This window comes from Sphingomonas sediminicola, from assembly GCF_049991885.1.
GTDB classification, from domain to species: domain Bacteria; phylum Pseudomonadota; class Alphaproteobacteria; order Sphingomonadales; family Sphingomonadaceae; genus Sphingomicrobium; species Sphingomicrobium sediminicola.
The window spans coordinates 2,605,128-2,621,020 of record NZ_CP178916.1; the positions used below are offsets into that span (position 1 = coordinate 2,605,128).

The window sequence follows — 15,893 nt, forward strand, 5'->3', positions numbered from 1 at the left end:
CATGAAATACCGCAGACTCGGCGACAGCGATCTTACCGTTTCCGAAATCTCCCTGGGCTCCTGGCTGACCTACGGGGTAGGGGTCGAAGCCGACAAGGCGCGCGCCTGCCTCGACGCGGCGTTCGATGTCGGGATCAATTTCATCGACACCGCTAACGTTTACGGCCGCGGCGCCGCCGAAACGTTCCTCGGCGAGGCTCTGAAATCTCGGCCGCGTGACAGCTACGTCCTTGCGACCAAGCTCTACTTTCCGATGTCGGACACCGATTTCGGGCTGTCGCGAGCGCAGGTCGAGAAGCAGCTCGATGCTTCGCTGAAGCGGCTTCAGACCGATTACGTCGATCTCTACCAGTGCCACCGCTACGATAGCGGAACGCCGCTCGAAGAGACGATGGAGGCGCTCACCCGCGCGGTCGAAAGCGGGAAGGTCCGCTACATCGGATTTTCCGAATGGCCGGCGGACAAGATACGCGAAGCGCTGGAACTCTCGAAGTCGCGCGGCTTTGCCAAGTTCGTCTCGAGCCAGCCCCAATATTCGCTCGTCTGGCGAGAGCCGGAGCAGGAAGTCATTCCGATCTCGGCCGACAATGGCATTTCGCAGATCGTCTGGTCGCCGCTCGGGCAGGGTGTGCTCACTGGCAAATACGATCCCGACAAGCCGCCGCCGGCTGGAACACGCGCCACAAGCGAAGAGATGGGCGGCTTCATCAAGCGGCTGATGCAGCCTCAGCTGCTGCGCGCGGTTCAGCGTCTGAAACCGATTGCCGAAGAAGCGGGACTGTCTCTTCCACAATTCGCGCTGGCCTGGATTCTTCGCGAGCACAATGTAGCCTCGGCGATCATCGGTGCGTCGCGGCCCGAACAGGTGCACGACAATGCCGGCGCGTCTGGGGCAACTGTAGATCCGGAACTCTTCCAACGGGCGGAAGCGGTCCTCGGCGAGGCAATGGCCGAGGTCGAGCCGGCCTAGATCGCCCCCGACGCCCGGCGGCTGGGGCTTTCGAACACTTCCTCGATCGCGAGCCCGAACAGTTCGGCGATCCGGAAGGCGAGAGGCAGCGACGGGTCGTATTTGCCCGTCTCGATCGCGTTGACGCTCTGGCGCGAGACTTCGAGCCGTTCAGCCAAGTCGTTCTGACTCCAGTTCCGCTCGGCGCGGAGCACTTTCAGCCGGTTGTTCACGCGCAGGACGCCGCTTCGCCGCGAGTTACCTTGTTGACGATCGCTCCGACGCCTTGGCCGAAGAACCAGACGACGACGATCATGTAGCTGTCGACATGGCCGGCCAACTCGAAGCTCTCGAGGAAGCCCCAGATCGTCGCGACGCTGAGCGTGAACGCGCTGGCCCACAGGGACTGCCGGACCATCAGGGTGCGGATATATTCGTCCTGTTCTTCGACCAGGTATCGGCCCATGGCGGCGAAGATGCCGATGATCGGCAAGGCCGGAAGGACAGCCGCGACGTAGGCCGCGAGACCGCCAAACAGTTGGCGCTTGAAGCCGTAAACCGCCGCGATCAGCAACACGCTATACAAAGCGGTCAGCCAGACCACCCGAATGTTGTAATTCTTCCAAGCCTGCGTTCGCATGACAAGCATCCTTATCCAATAGACAAGGACGCTTTACACTATGTCAGCGCGAAGTCAAGCTAACTTGACATCGATGGTCATTGGAGCGTGAGTTCGGCCTCGCGCTCGACGCCCGACAGGAAATTCCAGAGCGCGCCAGCAAGTTCTTCGCCAGCAGCGACTGCTTCCGCGCGCTCGCTCTCCGGCAAGCGGTCGAGCAACTCGCGGCAGACGCGGCTGTGCTCGACGTCGGCGCTTTCGTGGACGCGGAAGAAACGGAGCGTCTCCTCGTCCTTCACGTCGTAGCGTTCGATTAGCCCTTCGATCTTGGCACTCGCGACTGCCGGGAACTGGCTCTCATAGGCGTAGAGCGCTCCGAGGCCCGACGCGTAGGAGCGACGCGACAGCCTGCGGAAAGTCTCGATCAGCCCGAGCGTCTCGGCGTTGAGCTGCTGCGAACGAACCGCAACCTCGTCCTCACCGAGGCCGCAGGCGAACATCAGCCACAGGCTCGCGTGATCCTGCTTGCCGGCTTCGATGCCCTCTTCCTCGGCGAGGTTCTCGGCGAGCATGCGACGACCCTCGCGGTCCGGGCACGCGCTGTGCACGGCGCTCACCGCTCTTGGGAATGCGTCGACGTGATGGAAATACTGCCGCGAATAGGCGCGAAGCGTGTCGATCGGCAGCCGGCCCTCGGTCCAGGCCTGGTAGAACGGATGGCTGAGCATGGCCCGCTTTGCGACCTTCGAATCGATCTGCGAAGAAACCGTCGTGATCATGCTGAGCCTCCTGAATGTTGAGTTTCAGCCGATAGCTTGAGGCCCGAACGTCGGCAAGACGACGCGCTGCTCAAACCAGGGCCAGCGCCGAAAGCCGGCCATAAAGCTGTGGCGGAAGCTCGCCGACGCCTGACTCGTCAGCCGTCACGGCCGCGTCGGTTTCGAAATAGCGCCAACCCTGGTGCGCCCGCTTCGGGAAGGGCGTCACTGGTTCGAGCTCGGCGGAACACACGATGTTGATCCGCCCGTCCTCGCGATCCTCGAACGCCAGGATCTGATTGCAGCCAAGCACACGGTGCTTGACGATCCAGTAGAGATTCCCGCCGACGAGTTCGGCCGAACGCTTGGGACGCATTCGCGTTGGCACTCGCAGCTGAGTATTCTCCGACCGCGCCGCAACCCGTGAGCGGAGTGCGTCGAGATCCCGGCACCCGAACGCGACCTTGGTCAGATGGAGTTGCGGCATGATTCGGTTCTACCGTCCGAAACAACGCCCGATCAACGACATCGCTCGATCCAAAACGCCGCCGTAACGGTTCGGCCCGCCGCAGGAACGACATCGGAACCTTGCCAAGCGGCGATGCATTTGCGAACGAACCGCCGTTTCCCCGCACGGAGCTTGCTTTGCCGACCTCGACTGCCCGAACCCTAAAGGGGCCTCGCCGACTCGTTCGCCGTTCCGCCCGGCGCAGCCCAAGCCCGCGCTGGCAGTTCCTTCGCGGATTCCTGAAGCACCCGGTGATGGTCGGCTCGATCATCCCGTCGAGCCGCATCCTCATCGAGAAGATGCTCGGCCGGGTTGATTGGGAAAACACGAAGGTGTTCGTGGAATATGGCCCGGGCGTGGGCACGTTTACGCGCCCGATCCTGGAAAAGCTCGGCGCCGATGCGCGCCTGGTGACGATCGACACCAACGCTGACTTCACGCGCTATCTGAAGGAATCCATCGACGATCCGCGCCTGATTGCCGTCACGGGCTCGGCTGCCGACGTTGAAAATATCCTCGAGGACCGCGGCCTTCCGAAGGCCGATTTTGTCCTGTCGGGGCTTCCGTTCTCGACGCTTCCGCCGGGTGTCGGCGATGCGATCGCAAAGGCGACGTCGGAGGTTATCCGGCCAGGCGGCGCGTTCCTGGTCTACCAGTTCAGCCCGAAGGTTCGCGATTTCATCGCCCCGCATTTCGACAAGATCGACCGCGGATTCGAGTGGATCAATGTTCCGCCCGCGACCTTGTTCTGGGCGTGGAAAAAGAATGGCGAAGCGCTCGACTAACGCTCGATGAAGTTCAGACGTCGGGTGACTGTGTAGTCCATCGACGTGACCAGCCAGTACGAAATCGTCCATTTGAGCCGTCGCCATAAGGTGGCGCGTTTCTTGTGGAGCGCCGGCGTGATGTGCTCGCTGTGGTGCCGTTCGTTCTCGAAATAGCCGCGCATCGCCGCAGCGAAGTCTGCGTCATCGACCCGCAGAACGATTTCCATGTTGATGAAGAGGCTCCGGAAATCGAGGTTGGCCGAGCCGATGTATGTCACGTCATCGACGATCGCGAGCTTGGTGTGCAGTTTCGCGGCCCGATACTCGTACATCTGGACGCCACGCCTCAGCAGGCGCGAGTAGGTGTGCCGGGCGGCCGCGATGGTCGCGTTATTGTCGGACTTTGCCGCCGTAATCACGCGCGCCTTCCCGCGCCGGGCGACCCGGCCGAGACGCCGCATGAACGACCAAGGGGGAGAGAAATAAGCGGCGATAAGGTCGAACCTTTTTGTAGTGACGAGTTCGCGCGCGAGTGCCGCCGGTAGCCTGTTCTTGCGGCTCATCGGGCCGCTGAACTTCCATTGCAGGGTTCCTTCCGACTGGCTGTGCCGCGTAACGATCTTCCGCAATGTCCTGAGCTTCGCGCCCTTGGTCGTCGTCCAGAGAAAGACCGAATCGAAGTAGCGGCTGGCGGGCTTGGCCGCCGGTCCGTCGATCAGGGCCCAGAGGTCGCGCCAATGCTCTTCGCCCTTGTCGGTCAGGTAGGTCGTCTCGACGTTGGCGCCGCCGATGATTGCCAGCTTCTCGTCCGCGATGACCAATTTCTGGTGATTGCGAATCAAATACCGGCGTCCGTAGCTCGGCAGGAAGAGGCAGAAGTCGCCGCCTTCGTCCGAGATCGGCTGGAAGAAGCTGGAATCCGCGCCTGAGGAGCCATAGCCGTCGAGAAGAAGCCTGACCTGGACGCCTCGCCTCGCCGCCGAGACCAAGGCGTCACGGACAGTCGTGCCGGCTTCATCTTCGGCGAAAATATAGAAGATGAGCCTGAGGCTCTCCTTCGCCTCATTGATCAGCCGAAGGATGGCGTCGAGGCGCTCGGCGCCCGTCTCGAGCATCTCCAGACGGTTGCCGTCGACCGTCGCGACGATGCGATCTACGCGATCGCCTGCGGATTTCGGCTGGCTCGCCATGCCATTGCTGTGGCGGCGGACAAGGGGCAGCGCAAGCGTTCCGCGGGCGCTCTCGCTTTCGAATCCTTGACTTTTGAACCTCCAGACCCCTAATCGCTCTCCTCTTCCAACCCGCTAAAAGCTAATTCGGAGCGCACATGGCTCGCGTCACGGTCGAAGATTGCGTCGACAAAGTCTCGAATCGGTTCGACCTCATCCTTTTTGCAGCGCAGCGCGCTCGGCAGATTTCGTCGGGTGCGGACCTGACGATCGATCGCGACCGCGACAAGAACCCGGTCGTCGCACTGCGCGAGATTGCCGAGCAGACGGTTCGCCCGAAGGAGCTCGAGGAATCGATCGTCAACAGCCTGCAGCGCGTCCGCGTCGACGAGGAGGACGAGACTGAAGAGCTGTCCTCGCTCAGTGAAGCCGCCGAGGCCTTGCGCCTTACGGCTGCGGCTCCGCCGCGTCCCACTCCGAGCGGCGGCGACTACGAATAAGCCCCAGGCGCAAGCTGTCGGGGACAAGGGAAGGGCCGCTTCATGGCCCTTTTCCTTTGGCGATTCAGTAACATGAAATGCACTGGCTAAAGAAGCAGCAGCGCAATGATGACCAGAGCGAAGACGGCACAAGACGCGATGGTAAGCTTAATGCTGGTCGCTGCGCCTGCAGCTACAAGGTCAGTTGGATCGATCGGGCTTTCTTGCCTTAGGCAGCCCGGCCCTTGTTCACAGACTCCGCGTGGGCCCGCGAAACCCAGACCAGGTCGTCGTGCCTGTTCAGCACCTTCCCGTCTTCGGATTGGACGCAGATCTTGCGGACAGGCGATCCGGTGCTCCGATTGACGAGCATGATATCAGCCGGCCTGCCGCCCCATTCTTCGCCCCACTGCCGTAGCGCCAGGACGACCGGCATCAGCGCCTCGCCCTTCGGCGCCAACGAGTAAATGACCTTGCGGCGGTCCGACGGGTCTGGGGTTCTCTGAAGGATTCCGCCGGCAACCAGCTTGGCGAGCCGGTCGGATAATATGTTACGGGCGATTCCGAGGCCCGCCTGGAATTCCTCGAAATGATGAAGTTCGTTGAATGCCCCGCGAACGATCAGGAACGCCCATTTCTCTCCGATCAGCTCAACGGCAGCGGGCAGGGGGCATTGCAGCGCCTGCGCGCGAAACTCGTTGATGGCGGACCTGACCTTGCCCTGGGTCAATCCTCGCACTCCCCTCGATGAGCCAAGGTAAGCACAAACATTTACAAATGAATAGTTCTCTAGCCGACACAGTGATCGAGTCCTTTCGCGCTTGCACAAAAGAGGCGCCTCCCCCCATGTTAAGGACGTGCTGAGACAGTACGAGCTGATCGAGAGGGTCCGCTCCTACGATCCGGATGCGGACGAGGGGATGATCAACCGCGCCTACGTCTTCTCGATGAAGGCGCACGGCACACAAACTCGCGCCAGCGGTGACCCCTATTTCAGCCACCCGATCGAGGTGGCCGGAATTCTTACCGACCTCAAGCTCGACGACGAGACCATCGTCACGGCGATTCTGCACGACACGATCGAGGACACGATCGCGACTCCGGAAGAGATCGAGCGTCTCTTCGGTTCGAACATTGCGCGGCTGGTCGATGGCGTCACGAAGCTCAGCAAGATCGAAGCTCAGTCCGAAAACGAGCGCGCGGCCGAGAATCTGCGCAAATTCCTGCTCGCGCTGAGTGACGACATCCGCGTCCTGCTCGTGAAGCTCGCCGACCGGCTGCACAACATGCGCACGCTGCATCACATCAAGAACGAGGAGAAGCGCCGGCGCATCGCCCGCGAGACGATGGATATCTACGCGCCGCTCGCCGAGCGGATCGGCATGTACGAGATGATGAACGAGATGCAGACCCTGGCTTTCCAAATTTTGGAACCGGATGCCTACGCCTCGATCATGCGCCGCCTGAAGCAGCTGACCGAGCAGGGCGGCGACCTCGTCAGCCGAATCGGGCTCGGGCTGCAGCTCCACCTTGAGGACAATGGCCTCCACACCGAGGTCATGGGCCGCCAGAAGCATCCCTTTTCAATCTGGAAGAAGATGGCCGAGCGGCACATCAGCTTCGAGCAATTGTCCGATGTCATGGCGTTTCGAGTCATCGTCGACAGCCAGGAGGACGCCTACCGAGCGCTCGGAGTGATCCACCAGCGCTGGCCGATGGTTCCGGGCCGCTTCAAGGATTACATCTCGACGCCGAAGCGCAACGGTTACCGATCGCTGCACACGTCGGTGATCCACGACTCGAAGATGCGCATCGAAATACAGATCCGCACTCGCGAGATGCATGATCAGGCCGAGCGCGGACTGGCGGCGCACTGGGCCTACAAGGAGAACAAGCCGAGCGCGGACCTCAAGGTCCCGTGGATCGATGATCTCGTCGAAATCCTAGACCACGCCGCATCGCCCGAGGAGCTCCTCGAGCACACGCGCATGGCAATGTACCAGGACCGGATCTTTGCGTTCACTCCGAAGGGCGAGCTGATCCAGCTACCGAAGGGTGCGACCCCGGTTGACTTCGCCTACGCCGTGCACACCGACCTCGGCGACCGCACCGTTGGCGCGAAGGTCAATGGCCGCGTGGTCCCGCTGCGAACGATCCTGGAGAACGGCGACCAGGTCGAAATCCTCGCGTCGGAAGCCCAGCATCCGCAACCGTCGTGGCTGCGGTTCGTCGTCACGGGAAAGGCACGCTCGGGTGTCCGGCGTTTCGTCCGCCACAAGGAGCGCGACGAGACCGTCGAGCTTGGGCGCAAGATCTACGACGAGATCGTCGAACGGCTTCCGGCGGTGCTCGACAAGGATGCCCTGAAGCAGGCGTTGAAGCGGTTGCAGATCGAAAGCCAGGACGAGCTGATGATCGCGATCGCCCGCAAGCGAATCAGCGACGAGCAGGTGATGGAAGCGTTGATGCCGGGGTCAGCCGGCGGCGACGTCGCACCGCGCCCTGTCGCACAGCGCACCGCCATCTCGATCAAGGGCCTGACGCCCGGAGTCGCCTATCACCTCGCTCAATGTTGCCATCCGATCCCCGGCGATCGGATCGTCGGCCTTCGCCGCGAGGACGAAGAAATCGAAGTGCACGTCATCGGCTGCGACACGCTCGCGAGCGGAGTCGATGCCGACTGGCTTGATCTCGCCTGGGGTGAGGGCTCGGACGGCGGTGCGGCTCGCCTGAGCGTGATCCTTCGCGACGTCCCCGGAGCGCTGGGAACGATGGCCGGCATCCTCGGCACCAAGCATGCGAACATCGTGAACCTGCATTTGGTTCATCGCGACGGAAGCTTCCAGACATTCCACGTGGACGTGGAAGTCCACGATCTAGCGCACCTTCACGCGATCATCGCAGCGCTTCGCGGCGCCGACCCGGTCAGCTCGGTCGAGCGAATCTAGCCTTTCGGCCGCTCCCGCGCCCCGAGCGCCGCAAGCACTGCGAGGGTGACGAGGTCGGAGGCCGAAGCCGTCATCGGCGCAATCTGCACCGGCATGTCGAGCCCGAGGATGTACGGCCCAAGAATGCTTTCGCCGCCAAGCTCGCGAAGCAGCTTCGACGACAGGCTCGCGGACTGCAAGCCGGGCATGACCAACACGTTGGCCGCTCCGGACAGTCGGCTGAACGGATAGAAGCGACGCTGCATGTCGTAATTGAGCGCGACGTCCGGCCCCATCTCGCCTTCATATTCGAAGTCGCATTTGATGCCGTCGAGCAGCTTCACCGCACCGCGCAGCTCCTCGATGTGAACTCCGGGCGGATTGCCGAACGTGGTGTAGGAAATGAAAGCGATGCGCGGCTCGAGGCCCATGCGCCGCGCGAAGCCAGCCGAACGAAGGGCGATGGCGGCGAGTTGTTCGGCGTCCGGGCGTTCGGTCACCGCGGTATCGGCGATCAGCACGGTCTGGTGGCGCGAAACGACCACGCTGACGCCGAACGGCGTCGCGCCGGGCTCGTCGTCGATGACGACTCGAATCTGCCGGAGCGACTGGCTGAACGGGCGCGTCGTGCCGGTGATCATGGCGTCGGCCTCGCCCAGCGCGAGCATCGCGGACGCGAAGTAGTTGCGGTCCTGGTTGACGAGCCGCTCCACCTCGCGACGAAGCATGCCGTGGCGCTGGTGCTTCTTGTAGATGAAGTCGACCGCGCGCCCGACGAGCGGCGAATTGCGGCTGTTGAGAACCTCATATTCCTTCGGGTTCTCGACTCCGTGCTCGCGCAGGAGGTCGTAGGTTTCCTCGCGTCCGACCAGCACGGGCGTGCCGTAGCCCGCTTCCTTGAAGGCGATGGCTGCCCGAAGAACGTTCGGCTCCTCGCCTTCCGCGAACAGTACACGCTTCGGCCTAGCCTTGGCTGTTTCATAGGCAAGGCTGAGAACCGAGACGGTCGGGTTCTGGCGGGCACGCAGTTTGGTGCGATAGGCGTCGAAATCCGTAATCGGCTTCAGTGATACGCCCGTCTTCACCGCCGCTTCCGCGACCGCCGAAGCGACGACTTCCATCAGTCGCGGATCGAACGGCGCGGGGATGATGTAATCGTGACCGAAGCTCTGGGAGCGACCTCCATAAGCCGCCGCGACTTCCTCCGGCACCGGCTCGCGAGCGAGCTCCGCCAGCGCTTCGGCAGCGGCGATCTTCATTTCCTCGTTGATTCGCGTCGCACGGACGTCGAGCGCGCCGCGGAAGATGAAGGGGAAGCCGAGGACGTTGTTGACCTGGTTCGGGAAGTCGGAGCGGCCGGTCGCGATAATCGCATCCGGGCGAACCTCTTTCGCATCGGGCGGCCAGATTTCTGGGTCCGGATTCGCCATGGCGAAGATGATCGGCTCCTTGGCCATCTTCCGGACCATCTCGGGCTTCAGCGCTCCCGCAGCCGACAGGCCGAGGAACACGTCGGCCCCGACCAGCGCCTCTTCAAGCGTGCGCTTGTCCGTTTCAACCGCGTGCGCCGACTTCCACTGGTCGAGGTCGGTGCGGTCCTTGTGAATGACGCCCTTGCGATCGCACATGATGACGTGGTCGCCCTTGACGCCCATCGCCTTGATCAGCTCGGTGCAGGCGATCGCCGCGGCGCCGGCGCCGTTCACGACGACCCGGATTTGCCCGAACTCGCGGCCCGTCAGGTGGCACGCGTTGATCAGGCCCGCCGCGGTGATGATCGCGGTTCCGTGCTGGTCGTCATGGAAGACGGGAATGTTCATCCGCTCGCGCAGCGTCTGCTCGATGACGAAGCAGTCGGGTGCGGCAATGTCTTCCAGGTTGATTCCGCCGAAGCTGGGCTCGAGCAATTCGACCGCTTCGATGAATCTCTGCGCGTCCTCGGTGGCCACTTCGATGTCGATCGAATCGACATCGGCGAAGCGCTTGAACAGCACCGCTTTGCCTTCCATCACCGGCTTCGACGCGAGAGCTCCGAGGTTGCCGAGTCCGAGGATCGCAGTGCCGTTTGAGATGACGGCGACAAGGTTGCCCTTCGCCGTGAGATCATAGGCCTTGCCCGGATCGTCGGCGATCGCCCGAACCGGAACCGCGACGCCAGGCGAGTAAGCGAGGCTGAGGTCCCGCTGCGTCGCCATCGGCTTCGATGCAATGATCTCGATCTTGCCCGGGCGGCCGCGCGAGTGGAACTCCAGCGCTTCGGCTTCCGAAAAGGTGACGTTGCTTTCCGACATGGCGGCAGCCCTTAGCGGACAGGAGAGGAAAGAGTCACGTCGAAGCCAATTGCGGAGTCGCACCGCTCGAACCGAGCGGCTACGGTTTGGCAATGGCGCGGGCGGACGCTCCCACTCCGATGATGCAGCAGTACCAGCGGCTGAAGGCCGAGGCTGGAGACGCCTTGCTGTTCTATCGGATGGGCGACTTCTTTGAATTGTTCTTCGACGACGCGAAGGTCGCAGCGAGTTGCCTCGACATCGCGCTGACCAAGCGCGGCGAATCCGAAGGCGAGCCGATCCCGATGTGCGGCGTGCCGGTACATGCGGCCGAATCCTATCTCGCCCGCCTGATCCGGGCAGGTAATCGTGTGGCGATCGCGGAGCAGACCGAAAGCCCCGCCGAAGCCCGCAAGGCGAGGGGATCAAAGGCGCTTGTCGAGCGCGCGATCATTCGCCTCGTCACACCGGGAACGCTGACCGAAGAGACTTTGCTCGAATCCTCCGCTGCTAATTGGTTGGCGGCGATTGGCAGGGCCGGCGATGAATGGGCGATCGCCGCGGCCGATATTTCGACCGGCCGCTTCGAGTTGATCGCTTGCGGAACAGGGGAGCTGGCGGCGGAACTTGCGCGGCTGTCGCCCGCTGAGACAATCGCCGATGCGCCGGTTCCGGGCCTGCGCACGACAGTAGGCAAGGGCGGGTTCGACAGCATGGCGGGCGAACGCTCGCTGAAGACCCGGTTCGGTCTCGCGACGCTCGACGGCATCGGCAGCCCGACCCGCGCGGAGCTTGCGGCGGCTGGCGGCCTGCTCGCCTATCTCGACGCGACACAGAAGGGCGCGGGCGTCTTGCTCGACGCACCCCGGCGTGTGTCGCGGTCGGCGCACATGGCGATCGACGCCGCAACCCGCGACAGCCTGGAGCTGTGCCGGTCCGTTTCGGGCGGGGTGCCGGGCAGCCTGATGGGCGAGATCGACCGCTGCCAGACGGCTGCGGGACGGCGGCTCCTGGCGTCGGACATTTCGGCGCCACTTACCGACAAGGCTGGGATCGAACAGCGCCTCGCGCTTGTCGCGTGGCTTCACGAGGATGCGCTTCGACGTGAGCGGACGCGCTCCGCACTCAGGGCGATGCCCGACTTTGCGCGGGCGCTCGCGCGGCTCACGGCTGGGCGAGGAAGTCCGCGCGACCTCGCGGTCCTTCGCGATGGTCTGTCGGCCGCCGAAGCGCTGAAGACGGAGCTGGGTGGCGAGCCGGATCGGCCGGCGCTTCTGCAAAGCCTGCTTCCGCTGCTCGGCGGTCACGACGCGCTCGTCGCCAAGCTTCGGGCGGCGCTCGTTGAAGCTCCGCCGATCGACGCGAGCAAGGGCGGTTACATCGCCGAAGGATATGACGCGGCGCTCGACACGCTTCGCTCGGCAGCATCGGACGGCCGGCGCGCCATCGCCGCTCTCGAAAGCCGGTACCGCAACGCGACGCAAATCTCTTCGCTCAAGATCCGCCACAACGCCGTGCTCGGCTATCATGTCGAGGTCGCCGCTCGGCACGCCGACAAGCTCATGGACCCAGAAAGCGGCTTCACCCATCGGCAGACGCTGGCTGGAGTCGTCCGCTTCAACTCGCCCGAGCTCCATGAAGAAGCGAGCCGCGTCGTCGAGGCGGGCGCGCACGCGCTCGCGGCAGAGGCCGCACATGCCGAGGAGCTGACCGGTCTCGCTGTCGCATCCGCCTTGCGTGTCGTCGCCACCGCTGAAGCCATCGCCCGAATCGACGTCGCGGCGTCGAATGCCCGGCGCGCGGTCGAAGGCGGCTGGTGCAGCCCGCACATCACCGACGAACCCTGCCTGGAGATCGAGGCGGGTCGGCATCCGGTCGTCGAAGCGGCGCTGTCCGACACCGGCGAGCGCTTCGTCGCCAACGATTTGAGGCTCGGCCCCGACGATCGTCTCTGGCTGATCACCGGCCCCAACATGGGCGGCAAATCAACCTTCCTGCGGCAGGCTGCACTGGTGGCGGTTCTCGCCCAGTCGGGCAGCTTCGTGCCGGCGAGCAACGCGACCGTCGGCATCGTCGACAAGCTGTTCAGCCGTGTCGGCGCTTCCGACAATCTCGCTCGCGGTCGCTCGACCTTCATGGTCGAAATGGTCGAGACCGCCGCCATCCTTTCGCGGGCGACCCCGCAGAGTCTCGTCATCCTCGATGAGATCGGCCGCGGCACCTCGACCTACGACGGCCTCGCGATCGCTTGGGCAGTAGTCGAGGCGATGCACGATCAGGTGCAGTGCCGGACTTTGTTCGCCACTCATTATCATGAGCTGACCCGCCTCGCCGGACGTCTCGATTGCCTGTCGCTGCACAACGTCCGGGCGCGCGAGTGGAAGGGCGATCTCGTCCTGCTTCACGAGGTCGCCGACGGCGCGGCCGACCGTAGCTACGGCATCGCCGTCGCCAAGCTTGCCGGGCTCCCGCCGGCGGTTGTCGCGCGGGCGAAGTCGGTTCTCGCCAAGCTCGAAGCAGGCCGCGACGCCACCGGAGGAGTCGCGGCGGGTCTCGACGATTTGCCATTGTTCGCCGCAATCGCGGAGCCGGAGCACGTCGCCGACCCGCTCGCCGTCGCGCTCGACGCGCTTGATCCGGACAGCCTCAGCCCACGCGAAGCTCTTGAAGCATTATATTCCCTCAAGCGGATAGCCACCGAGCACGGGAAATGACCTCCTCGAAGTTCGAGAACGTGCCCGACCGGCGCGCGATTATCGACCGCCGGGGAATCGCCGACGCGCTCTCCGCACTCCCGGAAGGCGAGGACCGGAACGGGTTTGCGGCCAAGATCCTGCGCGGAGCACTCGAGCAGGGACGCGCCGAGGTTGCGCGGCGGCTGGCGATAGATCCCGACCGGGGACGAGCCGCTGCGCGAGCGACCGCCTATCTCCACGACCAGATCGTCCGCCTGACCTACGACTTCGTAGCGGCAGGCGGAGATATCGAGCCGATAGCAATCGTCGGGCTTGGCGGGACCGGCCGAGGCGAAATGGCGCCGTTCAGCGATCTCGACCTGATGTTCCTGACGTTCGCGAAACCGACCGCTCGTCAGACCGCCGTCATCGAAGCGATGCTGCATTTGCTGTGGGACTTGAAGCTCAAGGTCGGCCACTCGGTGCGCTCGATCGGGGACCTGATGACGCTCGCCAAGTCGGACATGACCGTCCGCACGGCATTCCTGGAGGCGCGGTTGATCTGGGGCGAACAGGCGATCTTCGACCAGGCGATGCAGCGTTTCCGTTCGAAGATCGTGTCGGGAACGGCAGCCGAATTCGTCTCGTCGAAGCTGGCGGAACGCGACGAGCGCCACGTTCGCATGGGCGACACGCGTTACGTCGTCGAGCCGAACGTGAAAGACGGGAAGGGCGGACTGCGCGACCTTCATACGCTCTACTGGATCGGCAAATACGTCCATGGGGTGGAGGAGCCGTCAGACCTCGTCCGCGTAGGTTTGTTCACGGCGGCCGAGTTCAAGAAATTCGAGCGCGCGGAGCGGTTCTTCTGGGCTGTGCGCTGCCATCTCCATCTGGCGGCCGGACGGGCGGAGGAGAGACTCGGCTTCGATCGCCAGAAGCAGATCGCGGAGGTCATGCGCTACGCCGACCGGCCGGGAAAATCGGCCGTCGAACGGTTCATGCAATTCTATTTCCTCAACGCGAAGACGGTCGGCGACCTGACCGGAATATTCCTCGCCCAGCTCGACGAGCAGATGGGCAAGAAGGGCTTCCGCTTCGCCCTGCCGACAATCCGCCGGAGACCGAAGCGCCTCTCGGGATTCGTCCTCGATCGCGGACGGCTGTCGATTCCGAACGATGACTTCTTCGCCGAGGATCCTGTGCGACTGCTCGAGCTTTACGCATTGGCCGCGCGCGAGGGCCTGGAGATCCATCCGGCGGCGATGCGTGCGGCCGCCCGCGACGCGAAGCTGATCGACGAGAAGGTCCGCAAGGATGCACGCGCGAACGAGCTGTTCCTTGAGGTCCTGACCTGCGTCAAATCGCCCGAACTCGTTCTCCGCTGGATGAACGAGGCCGGCGTGTTCGGCCGCTTCGTTCCCGATTTCGGCCGCGTCGTCGCTCAGATGCAGTTCGACATGTACCACCACTATACGGTCGATGAGCATTCCATCCGCGCTATCGGCCTGCTGGCGGCGATCGAGCGTGGCGAGCTTCAGAAGGACCACCCGCTTTCGACGGCTTTGTTCAAGCAGATCGGGTCGCGGCGTACGCTCTACGTCGCGGTCCTGCTTCACGATATTGCCAAGGGGCGGGGCGGCGATCACAGCGTCATCGGCGAGCAGGTCGCGCTCAAGCTCTGCCCGCGCTTCGGGCTCGATCCGGCGGAGACGGAGACCGTCGCCTGGCTCGTCCGTCACCACCTCCTGATGTCCGCGACGGCATTCAAACGCGATCTCGCGGACCCCAAGACCGTCGAGGATTTCATTCGCCAGGTGCAAAGCCCGGAACGGCTCAGGTTCCTGCTGATCCTGACCGTTGTGGATATTCGCGCCGTCGGGCCCACAGTGTGGAACGAGTGGAAGCGGGCGCTCCTCCGAACCCTGTTCGATGCCGCAGAGGAGCGGCTACGGCTGGGCCACAAGCAGCGTGGACGGAGCGAGCTTGTCGAAGAGCGGCAGCGCGAACTTGCTTCCGCTCTCGGTTGGAAGGCTAGCGCGGCCAGGGCGCACGCAAGGCGGCTGCCGGACAGTTATTGGCTAGCTGAGCCGCCGCAATGGCAGGTTGCGAACGCGAAGCAGGTTGCGGCGGCGGAAGCCCATATCGGGGACGCGACGCCGAACGTGGTCGCCGAGGACGATCCGGAAAGCGGTTCGACACGGATCAGCGTCTTCACGCCGGACCGCGAAGGTCTCTTCTATCGAATCTGCGCCGGACTGGCCTCGGCGGGCGCGAACATCATCGACGCGCGCATCCACACGACCCGCGACGGAATGGCGCTCGACAATCTGCTGGTGAAGGACGGGCAGGGGCGCGCCTATTCGGACCGCCGGCTGAAGAACCGGCTGGTCCGCTCGGTCGAAAATGCGCTGACATCCGAAATCGAGCCGCCGCTGCCGCATGCTCCGGGCCACGGCAAGGCCGCCGCCTTCCGGGTCGCGTCATCGGTCGCGATCGCTGAGCGTGCTTCGACCCGGACAACGGTCGTGGAGGTCAACGCCCGCGATCGTCCGGCGCTTTTGGCGGGCCTTGCGGGAGCGATCCACGGCTGCGGGCACATCATCCACTCCGCCCATATCGCGACCTATGGAGAGCGGGCCGTCGACGTCTTCTATCTGACACGATCCGACGGCCAGAAGCTTCAGCCCGACGACATTGAACCGTTGCGTTCGGCGTTGCTCGCCGCGGCCCGCGAAACGAGCGAAGCCGCAGCCGCATAGGAAAAGGGCC

General features: G+C 63.8%; 13 protein-coding genes. 6 read left to right on the plus strand and 7 right to left on the minus strand.

Annotation, left to right across the window (positions count from 1 at the left end; genetic code table 11):
• The first annotated feature begins 1 nt into the window (after window position 1).
• Window positions 2–970, plus strand: coding sequence for an aldo/keto reductase family protein (locus tag ACMC5O_RS13610; protein WP_426693013.1), 969 nt, complete (start codon window positions 2–4; stop codon window positions 968–970).
• On the opposite strand, the gene ACMC5O_RS13615 is transcribed toward ACMC5O_RS13610, so the two are convergent.
• The 4 genes from ACMC5O_RS13615 to ACMC5O_RS13630 all read right to left on the minus strand — a co-directional run bounded on the left by ACMC5O_RS13615 (window position 967) and on the right by ACMC5O_RS13630 (window position 2,813).
• A complete protein-coding gene (locus ACMC5O_RS13615) occupies window positions 967–1,182 on the minus strand; it encodes a helix-turn-helix transcriptional regulator (RefSeq protein ID WP_187708331.1) in 216 nt (71 codons plus the stop codon). The two genes, ACMC5O_RS13610 and ACMC5O_RS13615, sit on opposite strands and share 4 nt — an antisense overlap.
• A complete protein-coding gene (locus ACMC5O_RS13620) occupies window positions 1,179–1,589 on the minus strand; it encodes a hypothetical protein (protein WP_246444176.1) in 411 nt (136 codons plus the stop codon). The genes ACMC5O_RS13615 and ACMC5O_RS13620 overlap by 4 nt, the downstream gene beginning before the upstream one ends.
• Window positions 1,590–1,666: 77 nt before the next feature.
• Window positions 1,667–2,347: a CADD family putative folate metabolism protein gene (locus ACMC5O_RS13625; protein ID WP_187708329.1), complete on the minus strand. Its 681-nt coding sequence runs from the start codon at window positions 2,345–2,347 to the stop codon at window positions 1,667–1,669.
• Window positions 2,348–2,417: 70 nt separating this feature from the next.
• Window positions 2,418–2,813: a DUF1489 family protein gene (locus ACMC5O_RS13630; RefSeq protein WP_187708328.1), complete on the minus strand. Its 396-nt coding sequence runs from the start codon at window positions 2,811–2,813 to the stop codon at window positions 2,418–2,420.
• Window positions 2,814–2,971: 158 nt separating this feature from the next.
• Here ACMC5O_RS13630 and ACMC5O_RS13635 point away from each other — a divergent pair, with 158 nt between their 5' ends.
• Window positions 2,972–3,619, plus strand: coding sequence for a class I SAM-dependent methyltransferase (locus ACMC5O_RS13635; protein ID WP_426693014.1), 648 nt, complete (start codon window positions 2,972–2,974; stop codon window positions 3,617–3,619).
• Here ACMC5O_RS13635 and ACMC5O_RS13640 read toward each other — a convergent pair.
• Window positions 3,616–4,791 (minus strand): phospholipase D-like domain-containing protein, encoded by a 1,176-nt coding sequence (locus ACMC5O_RS13640; protein WP_426693015.1) that lies wholly within the window; start codon window positions 4,789–4,791, stop codon window positions 3,616–3,618. The genes ACMC5O_RS13635 and ACMC5O_RS13640 overlap by 4 nt on opposite strands.
• A gap of 137 nt (window positions 4,792–4,928) precedes the next feature.
• Between ACMC5O_RS13640 and rpoZ the strand changes: the two genes are divergently transcribed.
• Complete coding sequence (rpoZ, locus tag ACMC5O_RS13645; protein ID WP_187708324.1) at window positions 4,929–5,270, plus strand: DNA-directed RNA polymerase subunit omega; 342 nt, start codon at window positions 4,929–4,931, stop codon at window positions 5,268–5,270.
• Between the two features lie 208 nt (window positions 5,271–5,478).
• Here the strand turns inward: rpoZ and ACMC5O_RS13650 are convergent, their stop codons facing one another.
• The gene (locus ACMC5O_RS13650) at window positions 5,479–5,979 is read right to left on the minus strand and encodes a winged helix-turn-helix transcriptional regulator (protein WP_426693016.1); all 501 of its coding nucleotides are present in this window, start codon (window positions 5,977–5,979) and stop codon (window positions 5,479–5,481) included.
• Between the two features lie 127 nt (window positions 5,980–6,106).
• Here ACMC5O_RS13650 and ACMC5O_RS13655 point away from each other — a divergent pair, with 127 nt between their 5' ends.
• Window positions 6,107–8,197, plus strand: coding sequence for a RelA/SpoT family protein (locus ACMC5O_RS13655; RefSeq protein WP_187708322.1), 2,091 nt, complete (start codon window positions 6,107–6,109; stop codon window positions 8,195–8,197).
• Here the strand turns inward: ACMC5O_RS13655 and ACMC5O_RS13660 are convergent.
• Window positions 8,194–10,467, minus strand: coding sequence for an NADP-dependent malic enzyme (locus ACMC5O_RS13660; protein WP_187708321.1), 2,274 nt, complete (start codon window positions 10,465–10,467; stop codon window positions 8,194–8,196). The genes ACMC5O_RS13655 and ACMC5O_RS13660 overlap by 4 nt on opposite strands.
• A 92-nt stretch (window positions 10,468–10,559) precedes the next feature.
• Here ACMC5O_RS13660 and mutS point away from each other — a divergent pair, with 92 nt between their 5' ends.
• Window positions 10,560–13,160: a DNA mismatch repair protein MutS gene (mutS, locus tag ACMC5O_RS13665; RefSeq protein WP_246444172.1), complete on the plus strand. Its 2,601-nt coding sequence runs from the start codon at window positions 10,560–10,562 to the stop codon at window positions 13,158–13,160.
• Window positions 13,157–15,883 (plus strand): [protein-PII] uridylyltransferase, encoded by a 2,727-nt coding sequence (locus ACMC5O_RS13670; RefSeq protein WP_426693017.1) that lies wholly within the window; start codon window positions 13,157–13,159, stop codon window positions 15,881–15,883. The genes mutS and ACMC5O_RS13670 overlap by 4 nt, the downstream gene beginning before the upstream one ends.
• Window positions 15,884–15,893: the final 10 nt, after the last annotated feature.

Excerpts from the sequence above, each read along its gene's own strand:
- ACMC5O_RS13620 (WP_246444176.1), bottom strand. The coding sequence starts at position 1,589 with ATGCGAACGCAGGCTTGGAAGAATTACAACATTCGGGTGGTCTGGCTG.
- ACMC5O_RS13670 (WP_426693017.1), top strand. The coding sequence starts at position 13,157 with ATGACCTCCTCGAAGTTCGAGAACGTGCCCGACCGGCGCGCGATTATC.
- rpoZ (WP_187708324.1), top strand. The coding sequence starts at position 4,929 with ATGGCTCGCGTCACGGTCGAAGATTGCGTCGACAAAGTCTCGAATCGG.
- ACMC5O_RS13640 (WP_426693015.1), bottom strand. The coding sequence starts at position 4,791 with ATGGCGAGCCAGCCGAAATCCGCAGGCGATCGCGTAGATCGCATCGTC.
- mutS (WP_246444172.1), top strand. The coding sequence starts at position 10,560 with ATGGCGCGGGCGGACGCTCCCACTCCGATGATGCAGCAGTACCAGCGG.
- ACMC5O_RS13625 (WP_187708329.1), bottom strand. The coding sequence starts at position 2,347 with ATGATCACGACGGTTTCTTCGCAGATCGATTCGAAGGTCGCAAAGCGG.
- ACMC5O_RS13610 (WP_426693013.1), top strand. The coding sequence starts at position 2 with ATGAAATACCGCAGACTCGGCGACAGCGATCTTACCGTTTCCGAAATC.
- ACMC5O_RS13630 (WP_187708328.1), bottom strand. The coding sequence starts at position 2,813 with ATGCCGCAACTCCATCTGACCAAGGTCGCGTTCGGGTGCCGGGATCTC.
- ACMC5O_RS13660 (WP_187708321.1), bottom strand. The coding sequence starts at position 10,467 with ATGTCGGAAAGCAACGTCACCTTTTCGGAAGCCGAAGCGCTGGAGTTC.